This window comes from Burkholderia catarinensis (genome assembly GCF_001883705.2).
In the GTDB taxonomy this organism is placed as follows: Bacteria; Pseudomonadota; Gammaproteobacteria; order Burkholderiales; family Burkholderiaceae; genus Burkholderia; species Burkholderia catarinensis.
Genome location: NZ_MDEQ02000007.1, coordinates 63,326 through 78,692 on the forward strand (window position 1 = coordinate 63,326; position 15,367 = coordinate 78,692).

Genomic DNA, 15,367 nt, shown 5'->3' on the forward strand with positions numbered 1-15,367 from the left:
GCGAGGCACGACAGTGACCGATTCGCAACCTACCCCGACGCGTCCGGCGACGATCAGCGATGTCGCGCGCGAGGCCGGCACGGGCAAGACCAGCGTGTCGCGCTACCTGAACGGCGAGACGCACGTGCTGTCCGCCGATCTGCGCCAGCGGATCGAGGTGGCCATCGCGCGGCTCAATTACCGGCCGAACCAGATGGCGCGCGGGCTCAAGCGCGGCCGCAACCGGCTGCTCGGCATGCTCGCGGCCGACCTGACCAATCCATACACCATCGAAGTGCTGCAAGGCGTCGAGGCCGCGTGCCATGCGCTTGGCTACATGCCGCTCATCTGTCACGCGGCGAACGAGGTCGAGATGGAGCGCCGCTTCCTGCAGCTGCTCACGACCTACCGTGTCGAAGGCCTGATCGTCAACGCGCTTGGCGCAGACGAAGACGTGCTGCGCCCGCTGCGCGGCGCCGGCATCCCGGCCGTGCTCGTCGACCGGACCGTCGAGGGCTTCGAGGCTGACCTGATCGGCCTCGACAACGCCGACGCGATCGAGACGGCGCTCGCGCACCTGGTCGAACACGGCTTCGACGCGATCCATTTCGTCGTGCAACCGTTCGAGCGCGTCAGCTCGCGGCGCGTGCGCGAGGCTGCATTCCGCGCGGCGCTGGACGCGCGCGGGCTGCCGGTGCCGCCGACGGTCGTGCTCGACCTGAACGAGCCCGACGCGGCCGCGGCGGCGCTCGCCGACGTCGATGCCCGTATCGACGACGCGGCGCGGCGCGGCGTGCGCGCGGCGCTGTTTGCCGCGAACGCGCCGGTCGCGCTCGCGATCGCGCGCCACCTGCGCGCGCGTTTCGGCGCGGCATGGCAGCAGAAGGCGGCGCTGCTGTCGATCGACGATCCGGAATGGGCCGAGCTGATCGGCATCACGACGATCCGTCAGCCGACCTACGAAATCGGCTACAAGGCCGTCGAATTCGTGCACGAACGGATCGACGGTGTGGCGGGCGACGTGCGCGTCGCGATGCTGCCGGGCGAGCTGATTGCGCGCGCGTCGACTGCAAGCTGAGTATCATGCGGGGCACGCAGCGCGTCAGGTGCGCTGCCCCGAACAAGGAAATACATGACTGTCGCTCCCGTCACGCTGGCGGTGCTGATTGCCGCCACGCTGATCATCGCGCTGCTGCCGCTCGTCCTCTATCGCATCCTGCGCAAGCCGCTTGCGCTCAACCGCCGCGACACGATCGTCGGCGTCGCCGTCTTCACGCTGTTCGCGATGATCGTCGAACGCGCGTTCCACGGGCTCGTGCTGAGCCGGACGCCGCCGGATGGCTGGCTGACGCAGCCGCTCGCGTTCGTCGCGTACAGCGCGCTCGCGACCGCCGTGTTCGAGGAAGTCGGCCGCTATCTCGGGATGCGTTTCCTGAATCGCCGCTACGGCGCGTCGACCGGCGACGGCCGCGGAATCGGCTACGGGATTGGCCACGGCGGCGCCGAAGCGTGGTTCGTCGGCGTGCTCGTGTGGGGCCAGTGGTCGTATCTCGCGTGGCTCGCGAGCCGCGGCCAGCTCGAGACGCAGCTCTCCGACCTGCCGGGCGATACCGTCGTGCGGCTGCACGTGATGCTCGCGACGCTGTCGGCGCAGTCGATCCTGCTGCTGCTGCTCGAACGTTGCTCGGCGTTCGTGCTGCAGCTTGCGCTGTCGGTGCTGGTCTGGCGCGGCGTGCGCGCCGGCCGCGCGGGCGTGTTGCCGCTCGCGATCGTGCTGCATGCGCTCGCGGCGGCACCGGCGCTGCTGTATCAGGTGCGCGTGCTGCCGCCCGCCTGGGTCGAGGCCGGGTATTTCGTGCTGGCCGCGATCCTGGTCGTCGTGCTGGTGAAGGCGTGCCGGCCGTCGCGTACGGCTGCCTGACGGGAGAGACGGGATGGACGACTATCTGATCGAATGCCAGAGCGCGGAATTCGACGCGCTCGCGCGCGTGATCTGCGATCTCTTTCCGGAGCAGACGCGCTTCGCCGAAAGCAGCGACGCGCGCGGACGGTTCCTGTCCGTGCACTGGCTCGCGATGCGTTTCGGCGCGACGCCGAAGCGGATGACGCTCGATATCCGCATCGTGCCGGCCGCGCTCGCGCGCTACCTGGCGCTCAAGCCGATGCAGCGTGCGCGCAGCCAGGCGGTACTGCATGCGTATACGGAAGCGATGCTCGGGTCGCTCGAGGAGCGGCATGCGGCAGGCGAAGCCGTCGAGCGCGACGCGGAACTCGAACTCGACGAAGACTTTGCGTGAACGTTCGCGCCGGCGCGCTGCCGGTGCGCCGCATTACGCGTCGCGGTAGACCTGCGCGAAGCGCTGCGCCTGCACGACGCCGTAGTCGCCGGGCGCGTACTGCATCACCCAGTCGCCGGCAACGCCGCGCAGCGTGTCGCCGTTTTCCGAGCGGGCGATCGTAAACGGTTCGTCCATCCGGCGGGCGAGCACGACGGCAGGCCGGTTCCGGTAGGCGCCCGGTGTGCCGTGCGCGAGTGCCGGATCGGCGGGCAGGTATTTGGCGTCGAAGCGTGCGCGCGACACGACCCAGCGGTCGCCGGTCGAGCCGGTGATCAGCGCGTCGCCCGCGGCATAGCGGTTCGGGCCTTCGAGGCTCATCAGTTCGCCGTCGGCATCCGCGAAGGAAACGGCGACGGTTTCGTCCTTGACGACGCGACGAGCCTGCGGATCGGTGCGCAGATCGATGTGCTTGAGTTCGAGCATGGCGGGGGAAGTGCGGGAAAAGCCGGAGCTTATCCCGAATTCGGCGCGCCGTGTGACGCGCCGATCGCCTGGAGCGGGCGCGGCGCCGTTCGGCCCGGACGGGCAGCGCGGCGCCGGCGGGGAGAGGGTCAGGGCTGCGCCGGTGCGCTTGCGGCCGGCGCGGCTGCCGCCTTGCCTTCCTTGCCCTTCGTCTTGCCCTTGCCGCGATGCTCGCCGTCGTGGTGCAGCCAGCTGCGGAACGTCGTGTCGGCCAGCGCCTTCTGCTCGGCAGGGAATTTCTCGTAGAGCGGCGCGAATGCGTCGGCGAGCTTCTTCGCACCGTCGGCGTTCGCCTGCGACAGTTCCGCATACTGCTTGATGTCGTCGAGCGCGGAGACGTCGTGCTTGGCCATCCGTTCGCTATAGAGGCGGCCCATCGTGTCGCCGTTGTCGCGCATCGTATCGGCGAACGTCTTCCATTGCGGTTCCTGCGCCGACGTGATCTTCAACTGGTCGTGCAGGTACTTGATGCGCTGCTCGACGCGCGCTTCGTGGCGTGCCGCACGCTGCTCGGCGGTCGGTGCCGACGCCGCGGCCGCGGCCGGCGTGGCCTGAGCGGGCGCTTGCGGCTGCGCCGGGGTTTGCGCGAACGCGCTGGCTGCAACGACGAGCGTAGCGAGGGTGAGCGAGATTTTCTTCATGGTTGGCTCTCCGGGGTGGTGTCTTGCGAGCGGGCACGGCGGCAACTGCCGCAAGCGCGCATCTCGCGTCGCCCACTATTAGTAGCATGTTGCGTGCGGCGCGGCAGAGAATGCGACACTTGCTTACATCCGATACGAATCGAAATTGAAAGGTTGATATCGGATTCGGGCGATGCCGTTTGGGCGTGCCGGCGTTCGGCGCTATCATCGCGTCAACTTCCACTTAGCCGGCGCGTCGCGCGCCGGTCCGGCCTCATGCGTCCACCCCGTCTCGACCAACTCGACGATCTCGACCGGCAGCTCGTTGCGCTGCTGCAAGCCGATGCGCGCGCCAGCGTCGCGGATCTCGCGCGCCAGCTCGACGTCGCGCGCACGACGGTCGTCGCACGCATCGCACGGCTCGAACGCACCAACGTGATCGCCGGCTACAGCGTCCGGCTCGGGCAGGACGTGCTCGACGCGAGCATCTACGCGTATGTCGGCATCATCCTCACGCCGAAGTTCGGCAAGGACGTATTGCGCAAGCTCGACCGGATGCCCGAAGTGCAGCTGCTGTGCGCGGTGAGCGGCGAGTACGATTACGTCGCGTGGCTGCGCGCCGATTCGCCCGAACGGCTCAACGACCTGCTCGACCAGATCGGCACGCTCGAAGGCGTCGAGCGCACGACGACGTCGATCATTCTTTCGCGCAAGATCGATCGCGGGACGATCGGCGGCTGACGCTCAGGTGCGGTGTACGTCGCGCGGCGCGTCTTGCGCTGGCGCATCGGCCCGGTTGTCGGGCTGCATCGTGCCGGGCGGCCGCGCGAGCGGAATCCGCACCGATACGCGCAACCCGCGCGAGGCCCGTTCGTCCGCATACGCGAGCGTGATGCCGGCACCCATCCGGTCCGCGAGGATCTTCACGATCGACAGGCCGAGCCCCGAGCCGATCTGCGCGTTGCCGGGCACCCGGTAGAACGGATCGAACACACGCTCGAGTTCATGCGGCGCGATGCCCGGCCCGGTGTCGGCGATCGTCACGCACGCGTGCGTGTCCGTGCGTTGCGCCGACAGATCCACGCGTCCGCCGGGCGGCGTGTAGCGGATCGCGTTGTCGACGAGATTCATGACCAGCGACGCGAGTTCGAGCTCGTCGACGGGCACGCGGGTGTCCGGGCCGTCTTCGACGCCGATGTCGATCGCTTTCGCCTCGGCGAGCGGCATCAGGTCTTCCAGTACGCGGCGATAGATCGCATGCACCGACACGGCGCCGGGCGGTGCGGCCGGTGCGCTTTGCGCACGCGCGAGCGCGAGGAGCTGCCCGATCAGGTGGCGGCTGCGGTCGAGCCCGCCGCGCAGCGCGGCGAGCCGCGCGCGCGCATCGTCGGGCAGGTCGGTGTCGGCGAGGCGCTCGGCCTGCAGCGACATCGCGGTGAGCGGCGAGCGCAGCTCGTGCGCGGCATCGGCGACGAAGCGGCGCTGCGCGTCGACCGATTGCGCGACGCGCGCGAGCATCCGGTTGATCGCGACGACGAACGGCCGCACCTCGACCGGCACGCGATCGGCCGCCACGGGGCGCAGGTCGTGCTCGTCGCGCGCGTCGATGCCGGCGGACAGCGCGGCCACCGGGCGGAACAGCTTGCGCACGAGATCGGCGACGAGCAGCAGCAGGATCGGCACGAGGATCAAGAGCGGCAGCGCGGTGCGCCACGCGCTTTCGCGCGCCACGTCGTCGCGCATGCCGGCTTCCTGCGCGACCGCGATGCGCTCGCCGTTCGCGAATGTATGGACCATCACGCGATATACGTTGCCGCCGACATCGACGGTATGCAGCCCGTCGGCGAGCGTCGGCGGCAGCGCAAGCCGCGGCGCGCCGTCGGCGGCCGGCTGCGGAGCGCCGCCGAGCGGCTGCACGATCACGCGCGACAGTTCGTCGCTTTCGCGTGCGGGCCCGGCGCCGGCGGCACGGGGCGAAGGCGCACGCTCGCGGTCGAGCAGCGTCGCGACCTCGCGCAGCACGTCGTCCTGCAATTCGTGCGCTTCGTCGAATGCCGATGAAAACGAGAACGCGGCCGCGGCCGTCGCGACGACCAGGATCGCGGCCGACAGCGCGACCGACAGGCGGAACCCGATCGACTCGCTCAGGCGTTTCTTGAAACCATCCATCCCGCCCCCCTGACGTTCTTGATCACGGTGCTGCCGAGCTTGCGGCGCAGCGAATGGATCAGGAACTCGACCGCGTTGCTTTCGACTTCCTCTCCCCAGCCGTACAGGCGATCCTCGAGCTCGCGACGCGACAGGATTGCGCCGGGGCGTACCAGCAGCGCGCGCAGCAGCGAGAACTCGCGATTCGACAGCGGCACCGGCGCGTGCCCGTCGACGGTGGCTTCGCGCGTCGCCGGGTCGAGCGACACGACCCCGTTGCTCAGCAGCGGCGCGGCCGAACCGGCCCGGCGCCGGATCGCGACGCGAATCCGCGCGAGCAGCTCGGCCATCTCGAACGGCTTCACGATGTAGTCGTCGGCGCCGCCGTCGAGGCCGCGCAGGCGATCGTCGAGGCCGTCGCGCGCGGTGACGATCAGCAGCGGCGCGCTGGCGTCCTTCGCGCGTATGCCGGCCAGCACGTCGAACCCGTCGCGGCCGGGCAGGCCGAGGTCGAGCAGGACCAGGTCGTAGGGCTGCGCGGCGAACGCGGTCAACGCGTGCACGCCGTCGGTGACCCAGTCGGTGGCGTACGAAGCGTCCTTCAGCGCGGCATGGACTGCCTCGCCGATCATCGGGTCGTCTTCGACGAGCAGTATTCGCATGCGTGTTCTCCGTGCCGCTCAAACGCCGCCAGCGTATGCGATTCCCGGGCGCGCGTCACGTGCCGCGCGCCCGCTGCGACGCCTATTTGCCGCTGAACCGGTCGAAGGCCGCGAGCAGGTTCTTCATCGCGGCGGCCGAATCGGCCTGGGTCGGATGGTCGGCGCGCAGCGCGCCGAGCGCACGGTCGATCTCTTGGTCGACCATGTGCCAGTCGGCGGCCGCGCGGGGCTTGAGGCCGGCCTCGGCCGAGTCCCACGCGATCTCGAGATCCTTGATGCGCGTTTTCGCGCCGGCCAGGTCGCCCTTGCCGACGAGCGTGTTGACGTCGGCGGCGATCGTACGGAACTGCGACAGGTCGCCGAGCTTCGATGCGCGGGCAGCCGAGGGCGATGCTGCAGCCGACGCGGGTACCGATGTCGATGCGTTCGCATCCTGCTGCTTCGAGCAGCCGGCGGCGGCGCTCAACAGGGCAATCGCGGCCGCGGCAACGGCGAGACGGGAAACGGAATACGGGATGCGCATGGGGTGTCCTCGATTCGATGAACGGAAAGAACGGAAGGGAAAGGGCGTCATTCGGCGGCGCCGGCACGCGAGCGCGGGCCGCTGCCGAACTGCGCGACGGCGACGAGCAGCACGATCACGGTCAGGAACAGCAGGCTCGTCCAGGCGGCGCCGAAGCCGAGCCCGCCGTATGCACGGTCCTGCGTGAGCAGGTCGCCGAGCGATGCGCCGAACGGGCGCGTCAGGATGTACGCGATCCAGAACGCCAGCACCGCATTGACGCCGAGCCGCCACATCGCGAACACGGCCGCGATCAATGCGCCGAAGGAAAGCGCGCCGAGCGTGAAGCCGAGCCCGAGCGCTTCGGTCGCGAGATCGCCCGCGGCGGTGCCGAGCGCGAACGTGCAGAGGATCGCGGCCCAGTAGAACAGCTCGCGCCGCGGCGTGACGATCGTGTCGATCGACAGCGTGCCTTCGACGCGATGCCACACGAAGAAGATCGCGGCGAGCGCGACGGCGAACGCGGCGGTACTCGCATACAGGCTGACGTTCAGGCCGTCGGTGAGCAGATCGGTGATCTGCGTGCCGACGATGCTGACCAGCACCACCGTGAGCCAGTAGATCCACGGCACGTATCGGCGCGTGCGCAACTGCAGCCACAGCGCGATCGCGAGCAGCGAGGCCATCCCGATGCGCGTGACGGTCTGGCCGAGGCCCGCGTTGACCGCGAGAAAGTCCGCGCCGGTTTCGCCGACCGTGGTCGACATGATCTTGACGATCCAGAACGACAGTGCGACGTCGGGCACCTTGTTCAGCCAGTGCGACGCGCGATTGACGGGCAGGGATTGCATGCGATGCCTCCTTGGAAATGGGGTGGTCGGCATGCAGTCTGAAACGGGAGACTTAGGCCAGCCATAGCGAGGCGGGCAGCAGGGAAAAAGCGTCGTTTCGACATTTCGACGAAATGCCTAGTCATAACGTCGAAATTCTAGGTCGTTTCGCATCATTCTTCGTCTTGGAACTGATTTTGCGCGTCCCTAAACTGTGTTCATGGCTCGACGCCGTACACAACACCAACCCATCTTCAGGAGATAAGCGCATGAAAATCGCCATCGTCGGCGCAGGTCTGATCGGCCACACCATTGCCCATATGCTGCGTGAAACGGGCGACTACGAAGTCGTGGCGTTCGACCGCGATGCGGACGCGCTCGCGAAGCTGTCGCGCGAAGGCATTGCGACGCAGCGGGTGGATTCGGCCGACGCGAACGCGATTCGCGAAGCGGTGAAGGGCTTCGATGCGCTCGTCAACGCGCTGCCTTACTACCTCGCGGTCAACGTCGCCGCCGCCGCGAAGGCTGCCGGCGTCCATTACTTCGACCTGACCGAAGACGTGCGCGCAACCCACGCGATCCGCGAACTGGCCGACGGCTCCGACCGTGCGTTCATGCCGCAGTGCGGCCTCGCGCCGGGCTTCATCGGCATCGCCGCGCACGAGCTGGTGAACGGCTTCAGCGAAGTGCGCGACGTGAAGATGCGCGTCGGCGCGCTGCCGGAGTATCCGACCAACGCGCTGAAGTACAACCTGACGTGGAGCGTCGACGGCCTGATCAACGAATACTGCCAGCCGTGCGAGGCGATCCGCGACGGCCGCAAGCAGTGGGTGCAGCCGCTCGAAGGCCTCGAGCACTTCTCGCTCGACGGTACCGAATACGAAGCGTTCAACACGTCGGGCGGCCTCGGCACGCTGTGCGAGACGCTGTCGGGCAAGGTCGAGACGCTCGACTACAAGTCGGTGCGCTACCCGGGCCACCGCGAGCTCGTCCAGTTCCTGCTCGAGGACCTGCGCCTGTCGACCGACCGCGACACGCTGAAGTCGATCATGCGCCGCGCGGTGCCGTCGACGAAGCAGGACGTCGTGCTCGTGTTCGTCACGGTGACGGGCGTGAAGGACGGCCAGCTCGTGCAGGACGTGTTCACGCGCAAGATCTTCGCGAAGGACGTGTGCGGGATGCACATGAGCGCGATCCAGATCACGACGGCCGGCGCGATGTGCGCGGTGCTGGATCTGTTCCGCGAGAAGAAGCTGCCGCAGAGCGGTTTCATCCCGCAGGAAAAGGTGTCGCTGAAGGCGTTCCTGTCGAACCGCTTCGGCAAGCTGTACGAAGGCGGCACGATGGAGCGTGTGCACGCGGTCGCCTGACCACCCGCCAGCCTTTGGCACGAGGGCCGTACGACGCCGGGAGCGCAGCAGCGCTTCCGGCGTTGTTTTTTTGCGGGGAGAGAAGGGGGGCGGTCAGGCCGGCAGCGGCGGGACGATCGTTGCCGGTGGTGGAGGCGGCGCGATGCGGTAGAGCAGGGCGTCGACGTCCGCGTCGGATGGCGCGGTGTTGTCGAACATCACGATGTCGTCGCATTCGTGGCCGGTCGGCACGAAGCGGCGCTGCCGGTATTCGTCCCAGTGCGCGAGCTTGTACGCATCGTTCGGGTTGCCGCGTGCGACGATCCGCTCGTGCGCGACGTCTTCCGACGTGTGGACCCAGACGACCGTCAGCGTGACGTCGGGCGAGATGCCGAGCCATGCGCGGTCGAGGATGCGCCGGTCGCGCACTTCGCGCGACAGCGGGCCGACGACGATCGTGCCGATGCCGAGCGCGAGATTTTCACGGGCCGTGTCGAGCAGGCCTTGGTATTCGGGATCGCGCAGGTGCTTCAGGTAGAGTGGGCTGTCGCGGTCGTTGGGATCCTCGGTGAGCGCGCCCATCGCGGCCGAGCTGTAGCGGCCGTACAGCGTGTCCTTGTCGAGCAGGCAGAACGCCTCGCCGGTCGCGCGCATCAGCGGCCCGATGAGCCGCTTCGCGAGCGTGGTCTTGCCGGTGCCGGCGTGACCGCAGAAGAACACCAGGTGCGTCACGAATACTGGCTCCCCGACCCCTGGCTCGACGTGTCGTTACGCTTGTCGCCGCGCGAGAACACTTCCGCTTCCAGCCACATCACGTTGATGATGCCGAAGCCGAGCGCCACGCCGATGCCGAGTATCCACGAGAAATACCACATAGATCTGTCTCCTTGACGGTGGGGCCGCACGGCCATTGCGCTTCGCGCAACGCGGGTCACGCGGGCCTGTCGAAGCGCCCCGGTGCGCGTGCTGCGGCGTACGCAGCACGATCATGACCAATATCGCCGTGCCGCGCAAGCCGGGCCGCCCGCGCGACAAACCGGTAAACTGATGCGCAAACCGCAACATCACGGACACTATGCTGATCAATTGTGCTGCATACCAGGACGGCCGCAAGCTGGCCGACATCGATATCGATGCCATCAGCGACTACGTGTCGAAGCCCGAATGCTTCGTGTGGGTCGCGCTGAAGGATCCGACGCCCGAGGAAATCGACCTGATGGGCGAGGAGTTCGCGCTGCACGAGCTGGCGCTCGAGGACGCCCGCAAGGGACATCAGCGGCCGAAGATCGAGGAGTATGGCGATTCGCTGTTCGCAGTGCTGCATATGGTCGAGCTCGACGAAGACGGCGAACTCAAGGTGGGCGAACTGAACGTGTTCGTTGGCCCGAACTACGTGCTGTCGATCCGCAACCATACCGAGCAGGACTTCCGCGACGTGCGCAAGCGCTGCGAGCGCGAGCCGCATCTGCTGCAGGAAGGCTCGGCGTTCGTGTTCTATGCGCTGATGGACCAGGTCGTCGACCGCTATTTCCCGATCCTCGAAACGCTCGGCGCCGAGCTCGAGGAACTCGAGGACCGCATCTTCACGAAGGCCACGCCTGCGTCGTCGCGCGCGATCATCGAGGATCTCTATTCGCTGAAGCGCCGGCTCGTGATGCTGCACCAGCACACGGCGCCGCTGGTCGAACCGCTCGCGAAGCTCACCGGCGGGCGCATCCCGCAGGTCTGCAGCGGGATGGAGCATTACTTTCGCGATGTGTACGACCATCTGCAGCGGATCGTGAAGACGATCGAAGGGCGGCGCGAGATGGTCGTGACGGCGATCCAGGTCAACCTCGGGATGATCTCGCTCGCGGAGAACGAGGTGACCAAACGGCTCGGCTCGTTCGCCGCGCTGTTCGCGATTCCGACGATGATCGCCGGCATCTACGGGATGAACTTCGCGAACATGCCCGAACTGCACCTGAAATACGGTTTCTACGGCTGCATCGCGGTGATGCTCGCGGCCGACCTCGGGCTGTGGTTGCGCTTCAAGCGGGCAGGGTGGCTGTAGTCCTTCCTCGCGCCTAGCGCGGCGCGTGCGTGCCGATCACGACGCGCCACGGACGCACGCGCCACGATTTCACGAGGCCGTTCTGCACGTACGGATCGGCACGCGCGAACGACTCGGCCGCTTCCGGCGAATCGCCTTCGAACACGAGCACGGCCTGGTCGGCCGGGTCCGCCAGCGCGCCGGCGAGCAGGAGTTCGCCGCGCTCGGTCGCGGCCTGCGCGAGTGCGAGGTGCTGGGCGCGGAACGGTTCGCGCCGCGACAGGTAATCGTCGACGAGGTCGTAAATCAGCTGGTAATGCATGCGTTGCTCCGGGAAGAGTCGGCGGCAGCGGCCGGTGCGTCGGGTCGGCCGTCGGTCAGTCTGCTGCGGCCAGTATAGGACAGCCGGGCGGTCGCGGCGCGAGCGGAAGCGTATCCCCGTTCTCTTGAATGCAACTAACGGTCAGATTTCCGTGCGCCCTGAAATTCCGGCCGCGAACGCGCCTTTGACGCACAGGCCTTTGCGGCTTATAGAACGAGGCGGCGGCACATCGGCCGGGCATCCCGCGCCGCACCCGGCGGCGAGTCACGGTCAAGCCGCGGCGTCTCCCGCATGAACCGGCCGCAGCCGGGGGGCATGCGCCGGCGCCGGATCGGGGCGGCCCGCGTCTACGCCTTGTATCCGATCGTGCGCAGCAGGTCCTTGCGCCAGCGCTCGTCGTCGTCGTTTTCGATGCCGAGCGGCGGAAAGCCGTCGACGACGCCGACGATGCCGCGTCCTTGTGCGGTTTCCGCGACGATCACGTCGGTCGGGTTCGCGGTCGCGCAGTAGATCCGGCAGACCTCCGGCACGGCCTTGATCGCATTGAGCACGTTGACCGGATAGAAACCGTCGCCGAGGAATACGATGAACGCGTGACCGGCGCCGATCGCGCGGGCGTTGCGGCACGCGAGTTCGACGAGCTCCGCATCGGTGCCGGAACGGCGCACAAGCCGCTTGCCCGATGCCTCGCAGAACGCGAGCCCGAAACGGATGCCGGGCACGGTGCCGACCAGCGCCTCGTGAATGTCCTCGACGGACTTGATGAAATGCGACTGGCCGAGGATGAAATTCACGGCCTCGGGCTTGTCGACGGCGACGGTTTGCAATTGCAGCATGGCGGACCTCGTCTGGCGATGCGGCGCGCGCGCCGCAATGGGCTCTCCAAGCTTAGTACGCGGCGACCGGCGCCGAAAGCGGCGGGCGCGTCCTATCCTTCGTTGTGTATGGCGCGCGAGCGCGAATGCCGAGGAGGGGAACATGGACGTGCGACAAGGCTTCGTCGACTGCGTGGGGCGCACACCGCTGATCCGGCTGGCGAAGCTCAGCGCGGAAACGGGCTGCGAGATCCTGGGCAAGGCTGAATTCATGAATCCGGGCGGATCGGTGAAGGATCGCGCGGCGCTCTACATCATCCGCGACGCCGAGCAGCGCGGCGCGCTGAAACCGGGCGGCACCGTCGTCGAGGGCACGGCGGGCAACACGGGAATCGGTCTTGCGCATATCTGCGCGGCGCGCGGTTATCGCTGCGTGATCGTGATTCCCGACACGCAATCGCCAGACAAGATGGCAATCCTGCGCACGCTCGGCGCCGATGTACGACCTGTGCCGGCGGCGCCGTACCGCGACCCGAACAACTATCAGAAGATTGCCGGGCGGCTTGCCGACGAACTCGACAACGCGGTGTGGGCCAACCAGTTCGACAACGTCGTCAACCGGCAGGCGCACTACGAGACGACCGGGCCGGAAATCTGGCACGACACGGCGGGCACGGTCGATGCGTTCGTCTGCGCGACCGGCACGGGCGGCACGCTGGCGGGGGTGAGTCGCTACCTGAAGGAGCAGAATCCGGAGGTCCGGATCGTGCTGGCCGATCCCCACGGCAGCGGGCTCTACGGTTACGTGAAAACGGGCGACCTCAGCGCCGAAGGCAACTCGATCACCGAAGGCATCGGCTCGACGCGCGTCACCGCGAATCTCGCCGGCGCGCCGATCGACGACGCCGTGCGGATCGATGATCCGCTGTGCGTGAAGATGGTCTACCGGCTGCTGCGCGAGGAAGGGCTGTACGTGGGCGGATCGAGCGGCATCAACGTCGCGGCGGCGGTCTGGCTTGCCCGCCAGATGGGCTCGGGGCACACGATCGTGACCTTGCTGTGCGATCGCGGCGACATCTATCGAGCGCGGCTGTTCAACCGCGAATGGCTGCGCGAAAAGGGGTTGGATCCTGAATGAGGAAGGGGCGATGCGGCGATTTCCATCAGCCCGAATGCGAACTATGCTGAACTAATCCGGAGCGAACTCCGTTCGCCCGATTCGCCCAGACGAGGTGAGCCATGCCTGTATCAGCCACCCTGCAGGATTGCCTGCGCCAGAAGTCATCGCGGTACGAAGTCGTGTACCACCCCTATAGCCATACGAGCATGGAGACGGCCGCCGCCGCGCATATTCCCGGCGACCGCCTTGCAAAAACCGTGCTGCTCGAGGACGACGAGGGCTACGTCGCCGCTGTATTGCCGACGACGCACGCCGTGCGCCTGTCGGATCTCTGGGTGAAGACGGGGCGCCATCTCGTGCTCGCCCGGGAGATCGAACTGCGCGAACTCTTCAAGGATTGCGACATGGGCGCGTTGCCGCCGGTCTGCATGGCGTACGGGATGAAGACGTTCCTCGAGGAACGCCTTGCGCAGCAGCCGGAAGTCTATTTCGAGGCCGGCGACCACGAAGCGCTGATCCACATGATGCAGGATGAATTCCTGGCGCTGATGGAGACGGCCGAGCGCGCGCATTTCTCGCACAAGATGCAGGGGATGCAGTCCTGAATGCTCGGCGCATGCTCGCGTGTCGACGCGTGAGCGGCATGGTCGTGCGCGTGGGTAGGTGGGTATTGTGTGCGGTGGTTGATTCGATGTGCGAAATTATTGTGCAAGGAATGTTGGTCGGTGATTTGGATCGGAATCCAGATTAAAATTTTTGGATATCAGTCATGCGTCGGGCGCGTGCGGAAGCGGTGTCGGCCGACTCGAGGCAGGTGACCGAGGGCATTGGACGATCGATGCCGGCGGTGGCATGGCGAAGGGATACATCCTGCCAGTTGCTTCCGGGGCGGATCAGTGTGGTGTGTCAAGGGAGATAAGCAGACGTATATGTTTGATATTGCTCAATATCCGGTTTGGCATATATCAATACAAATAAATTACAACTCAATAACAAAAGTTTGACTTGTCCTTGCGGGAATGTTTTCTCGAAGAAGCCCTCCAAACTTTGTATTCAGGCATCAAATAAAGTTTGACGTCAAAATTTTTTCCTTGCTATCTTCTACACCCAAGTGAACAGCGCCTTTGACACCACCGTGTAACGAACGGTGAATCGTCATCCGAAACACGAGGTGGCGCCAGCTCAACTGACAATTTCCATAGCCTGCGGGCACGTGGTTTTCCGGTGTGACACCGGGCCGCGCCGGCCGGAACGATTCCTTGAAAACGAATGAATTGAAATTCGAATTCATTCTTTCAATTCGGATTGCAAGTCGAATTTGAAATGAAATTTTCGGGTTGATGCGGCGGAGATTCCGATCTGGTTCCGCCGCAATCCTCGCTATTTCACGATATTAACTCGGGTTGTCCATATATTGAGGGGGTTCATCAGCTACCTTCATTCGGCGGAACTGCGTACGCGTCATGTTGACGATCCGAGGCATTTCAGCCGGCGCCGCAAGCTGGACTTCGCCACACTGATCAGCTGGTCTATCGGCTGCAACCGGGCCTGCGTTCAGACTGAGCTCGACCGCTTCTTCGTGGTGGTGCATAACCAGGCCGAACTGGTGCAAGGCGCATATCGCTGATAATGTCATCCGCTTCATGCCCGAGCGTAGTCGACCTCGACCGCTGCAACCCAAACCACACAAGGCATTCGCCTCCAAATCCGTCATGTAGCTCTCCTTAAGTTGCGAGGATTGCCGCCCACTGATCATCCGTTTTTTAGCTTCATACGCCACGGCACATGAAAACTTGTTTGCTTATATCAAACAAATTTTGACGGAGCGATTCTGTCTTGCTATGTTTCCGCCACCCGATAACAAGAAACGAGCCGCGGCAACAACGCGGACGATAAGGCATTTCCCGAGGAGCCGGTGAGGCAGTCGCCGAAGATGTCGACTGTCCTGGCTCGCACCTCGAGGTTGTCCCAGTCGGGCCAGCACAGCAAAAGTTCTAGAGCAATCAAGAAATAAACATTTAGGTATCCGAAAAATGCGTCTTGTGATTACGCAGGATATCGCTCGCGGAAAAAACATTATTCTGCTGGGCGACCGCGTTTTTGGCGATCGAAATGAATTGGAAAGTAATTTGTTTACTGTTCTGTAAGAAATAACGATTGCGATTTTAAGAAAGCTCAAGTGCCTAT

At 65.8% G+C, this 15,367-nt stretch carries 19 protein-coding genes; 8 read left to right on the forward strand and 11 right to left on the reverse strand.

The window, feature by feature from the left end; genetic code table 11:
* Positions 1 to 13 precede the first annotated feature (13 nt).
* From BFF94_RS13125 to BFF94_RS13135, 3 genes are read left to right on the forward strand one after another with little or no spacing between them, the layout of a single operon-like run.
* Positions 14 to 1,057, forward strand: coding sequence for a LacI family DNA-binding transcriptional regulator (locus tag BFF94_RS13125; RefSeq protein ID WP_219139425.1), 1,044 nt, complete (start codon positions 14 to 16; stop codon positions 1,055 to 1,057).
* A gap of 54 nt (positions 1,058 to 1,111) precedes the next feature.
* Complete coding sequence (locus BFF94_RS13130; protein WP_128848614.1) at positions 1,112 to 1,900, forward strand: YhfC family intramembrane metalloprotease; 789 nt, start codon at positions 1,112 to 1,114, stop codon at positions 1,898 to 1,900.
* Between the two features lie 13 nt (positions 1,901 to 1,913).
* On the forward strand, positions 1,914 to 2,276 hold the full coding sequence (locus tag BFF94_RS13135) for a DUF3022 domain-containing protein (protein WP_128848612.1): 363 nt from the start codon (positions 1,914 to 1,916) through the stop codon (positions 2,274 to 2,276).
* A 33-nt stretch (positions 2,277 to 2,309) separates the two neighbouring features.
* Here BFF94_RS13135 and BFF94_RS13140 read toward each other — a convergent pair whose 3' ends face one another.
* Together BFF94_RS13140 and BFF94_RS13145 are read right to left on the reverse strand one after the other, a co-directional pair.
* The gene (locus BFF94_RS13140; RefSeq protein WP_128848609.1) at positions 2,310 to 2,741 is read right to left on the reverse strand and encodes a PGDYG domain-containing protein; all 432 of its coding nucleotides are present in this window, start codon (positions 2,739 to 2,741) and stop codon (positions 2,310 to 2,312) included.
* 128 nt (positions 2,742 to 2,869) lie between these two features.
* On the reverse strand, positions 2,870 to 3,421 hold the full coding sequence (locus BFF94_RS13145; protein WP_219139426.1) for a Spy/CpxP family protein refolding chaperone: 552 nt from the start codon (positions 3,419 to 3,421) through the stop codon (positions 2,870 to 2,872).
* 255 nt (positions 3,422 to 3,676) lie between these two features.
* Here BFF94_RS13145 and BFF94_RS13150 point away from each other — a divergent pair, with 255 nt between their 5' ends.
* Positions 3,677 to 4,141: an Lrp/AsnC family transcriptional regulator gene (locus tag BFF94_RS13150; protein ID WP_006481526.1), complete on the forward strand. Its 465-nt coding sequence runs from the start codon at positions 3,677 to 3,679 to the stop codon at positions 4,139 to 4,141.
* A 3-nt stretch (positions 4,142 to 4,144) separates the two neighbouring features.
* Here the strand turns inward: BFF94_RS13150 and BFF94_RS13155 are convergent, their stop codons facing one another.
* The 4 genes from BFF94_RS13155 to BFF94_RS13170 form a co-directional block, all read right to left on the reverse strand.
* On the reverse strand, positions 4,145 to 5,569 hold the full coding sequence (locus BFF94_RS13155; RefSeq protein WP_219139427.1) for a sensor histidine kinase: 1,425 nt from the start codon (positions 5,567 to 5,569) through the stop codon (positions 4,145 to 4,147).
* Positions 5,545 to 6,210: a response regulator transcription factor gene (locus tag BFF94_RS13160; protein WP_128841972.1), complete on the reverse strand. Its 666-nt coding sequence runs from the start codon at positions 6,208 to 6,210 to the stop codon at positions 5,545 to 5,547. The genes BFF94_RS13155 and BFF94_RS13160 overlap by 25 nt, the downstream gene beginning before the upstream one ends.
* An 82-nt stretch (positions 6,211 to 6,292) precedes the next feature.
* Entirely contained in the window at positions 6,293 to 6,733 is a 441-nt protein-coding gene (locus tag BFF94_RS13165; protein ID WP_128841973.1) for a hypothetical protein, read from the reverse strand.
* A gap of 47 nt (positions 6,734 to 6,780) precedes the next feature.
* The gene (locus BFF94_RS13170) at positions 6,781 to 7,563 is read right to left on the reverse strand and encodes a COG4705 family protein (RefSeq protein ID WP_128841974.1); all 783 of its coding nucleotides are present in this window, start codon (positions 7,561 to 7,563) and stop codon (positions 6,781 to 6,783) included.
* A 248-nt stretch (positions 7,564 to 7,811) separates the two neighbouring features.
* Between BFF94_RS13170 and BFF94_RS13175 the strand changes: the two genes are divergently transcribed.
* On the forward strand, positions 7,812 to 8,912 hold the full coding sequence (locus BFF94_RS13175; RefSeq protein WP_034181371.1) for a saccharopine dehydrogenase family protein: 1,101 nt from the start codon (positions 7,812 to 7,814) through the stop codon (positions 8,910 to 8,912).
* Between the two features lie 93 nt (positions 8,913 to 9,005).
* On the opposite strand, the gene BFF94_RS13180 is transcribed toward BFF94_RS13175, so the two are convergent.
* Positions 9,006 to 9,623 carry a P-loop nucleotide/nucleoside kinase family protein gene (locus tag BFF94_RS13180; RefSeq protein WP_128841975.1) on the reverse strand — a complete coding sequence of 206 codons (618 nt, stop codon included), beginning with the start codon at positions 9,621 to 9,623 and terminating at the stop codon, positions 9,006 to 9,008.
* Entirely contained in the window at positions 9,620 to 9,766 is a 147-nt protein-coding gene (cydX, locus tag BFF94_RS13185; protein ID WP_128841976.1) for a cytochrome bd-I oxidase subunit CydX, read from the reverse strand. The genes BFF94_RS13180 and cydX overlap by 4 nt, the downstream gene beginning before the upstream one ends.
* A gap of 200 nt (positions 9,767 to 9,966) precedes the next feature.
* Here cydX and corA point away from each other — a divergent pair, with 200 nt between their 5' ends.
* Positions 9,967 to 10,944, forward strand: coding sequence for a magnesium/cobalt transporter CorA (corA, locus tag BFF94_RS13190; protein ID WP_128841977.1), 978 nt, complete (start codon positions 9,967 to 9,969; stop codon positions 10,942 to 10,944).
* A gap of 13 nt (positions 10,945 to 10,957) precedes the next feature.
* Here corA and BFF94_RS13195 read toward each other — a convergent pair whose 3' ends face one another.
* Complete coding sequence (locus tag BFF94_RS13195) at positions 10,958 to 11,245, reverse strand: YciI-like protein (RefSeq protein ID WP_128841978.1); 288 nt, start codon at positions 11,243 to 11,245, stop codon at positions 10,958 to 10,960.
* A gap of 347 nt (positions 11,246 to 11,592) precedes the next feature.
* Entirely contained in the window at positions 11,593 to 12,081 is a 489-nt protein-coding gene (locus tag BFF94_RS13200) for an adenosine-specific kinase (RefSeq protein ID WP_128841979.1), read from the reverse strand.
* Between the two features lie 142 nt (positions 12,082 to 12,223).
* On the opposite strand from BFF94_RS13200, the gene BFF94_RS13205 reads away from it, so the two are divergent.
* Together BFF94_RS13205 and BFF94_RS13210 are read left to right on the forward strand one after the other, a co-directional pair.
* Positions 12,224 to 13,198, forward strand: a complete 975-nt coding sequence (locus BFF94_RS13205) for a cysteine synthase A (RefSeq protein WP_128841985.1) — start codon at positions 12,224 to 12,226, stop codon at positions 13,196 to 13,198.
* 101 nt (positions 13,199 to 13,299) lie between these two features.
* Positions 13,300 to 13,785 (forward strand): aminoacyl-tRNA deacylase, encoded by a 486-nt coding sequence (locus BFF94_RS13210; protein ID WP_128841980.1) that lies wholly within the window; start codon positions 13,300 to 13,302, stop codon positions 13,783 to 13,785.
* Positions 13,786 to 14,573: 788 nt separating this feature from the next.
* Here BFF94_RS13210 and BFF94_RS13215 read toward each other — a convergent pair.
* Entirely contained in the window at positions 14,574 to 14,894 is a 321-nt protein-coding gene (locus tag BFF94_RS13215; RefSeq protein WP_128841981.1) for a hypothetical protein, read from the reverse strand.
* Positions 14,895 to 15,367 lie beyond the last annotated feature (473 nt).

What these genes read in the sequence shown, in the direction of transcription:
- BFF94_RS13130 (WP_128848614.1), top strand. Translation starts at nt 1,112, where the DNA reads ATGACTGTCGCTCCCGTCACGCTGGCGGTGCTGATTGCCGCCACGCTG.
- BFF94_RS13135 (WP_128848612.1), top strand. Translation starts at nt 1,914, where the DNA reads ATGGACGACTATCTGATCGAATGCCAGAGCGCGGAATTCGACGCGCTC.
- BFF94_RS13140 (WP_128848609.1), bottom strand. Translation starts at nt 2,741, where the DNA reads ATGCTCGAACTCAAGCACATCGATCTGCGCACCGATCCGCAGGCTCGT.
- BFF94_RS13145 (WP_219139426.1), bottom strand. Translation starts at nt 3,421, where the DNA reads ATGAAGAAAATCTCGCTCACCCTCGCTACGCTCGTCGTTGCAGCCAGC.
- BFF94_RS13150 (WP_006481526.1), top strand. Translation starts at nt 3,677, where the DNA reads ATGCGTCCACCCCGTCTCGACCAACTCGACGATCTCGACCGGCAGCTC.
- BFF94_RS13155 (WP_219139427.1), bottom strand. Translation starts at nt 5,569, where the DNA reads ATGGATGGTTTCAAGAAACGCCTGAGCGAGTCGATCGGGTTCCGCCTG.
- BFF94_RS13160 (WP_128841972.1), bottom strand. Translation starts at nt 6,210, where the DNA reads ATGCGAATACTGCTCGTCGAAGACGACCCGATGATCGGCGAGGCAGTC.
- BFF94_RS13165 (WP_128841973.1), bottom strand. Translation starts at nt 6,733, where the DNA reads ATGCGCATCCCGTATTCCGTTTCCCGTCTCGCCGTTGCCGCGGCCGCG.
- BFF94_RS13170 (WP_128841974.1), bottom strand. Translation starts at nt 7,563, where the DNA reads ATGCAATCCCTGCCCGTCAATCGCGCGTCGCACTGGCTGAACAAGGTG.
- BFF94_RS13175 (WP_034181371.1), top strand. Translation starts at nt 7,812, where the DNA reads ATGAAAATCGCCATCGTCGGCGCAGGTCTGATCGGCCACACCATTGCC.
- cydX (WP_128841976.1), bottom strand. Translation starts at nt 9,766, where the DNA reads ATGTGGTATTTCTCGTGGATACTCGGCATCGGCGTGGCGCTCGGCTTC.
- corA (WP_128841977.1), top strand. Translation starts at nt 9,967, where the DNA reads ATGCTGATCAATTGTGCTGCATACCAGGACGGCCGCAAGCTGGCCGAC.
- BFF94_RS13195 (WP_128841978.1), bottom strand. Translation starts at nt 11,245, where the DNA reads ATGCATTACCAGCTGATTTACGACCTCGTCGACGATTACCTGTCGCGG.
- BFF94_RS13200 (WP_128841979.1), bottom strand. Translation starts at nt 12,081, where the DNA reads ATGCTGCAATTGCAAACCGTCGCCGTCGACAAGCCCGAGGCCGTGAAT.
- BFF94_RS13205 (WP_128841985.1), top strand. Translation starts at nt 12,224, where the DNA reads ATGGACGTGCGACAAGGCTTCGTCGACTGCGTGGGGCGCACACCGCTG.
- BFF94_RS13210 (WP_128841980.1), top strand. Translation starts at nt 13,300, where the DNA reads ATGCCTGTATCAGCCACCCTGCAGGATTGCCTGCGCCAGAAGTCATCG.
- BFF94_RS13215 (WP_128841981.1), bottom strand. Translation starts at nt 14,894, where the DNA reads ATGACGGATTTGGAGGCGAATGCCTTGTGTGGTTTGGGTTGCAGCGGT.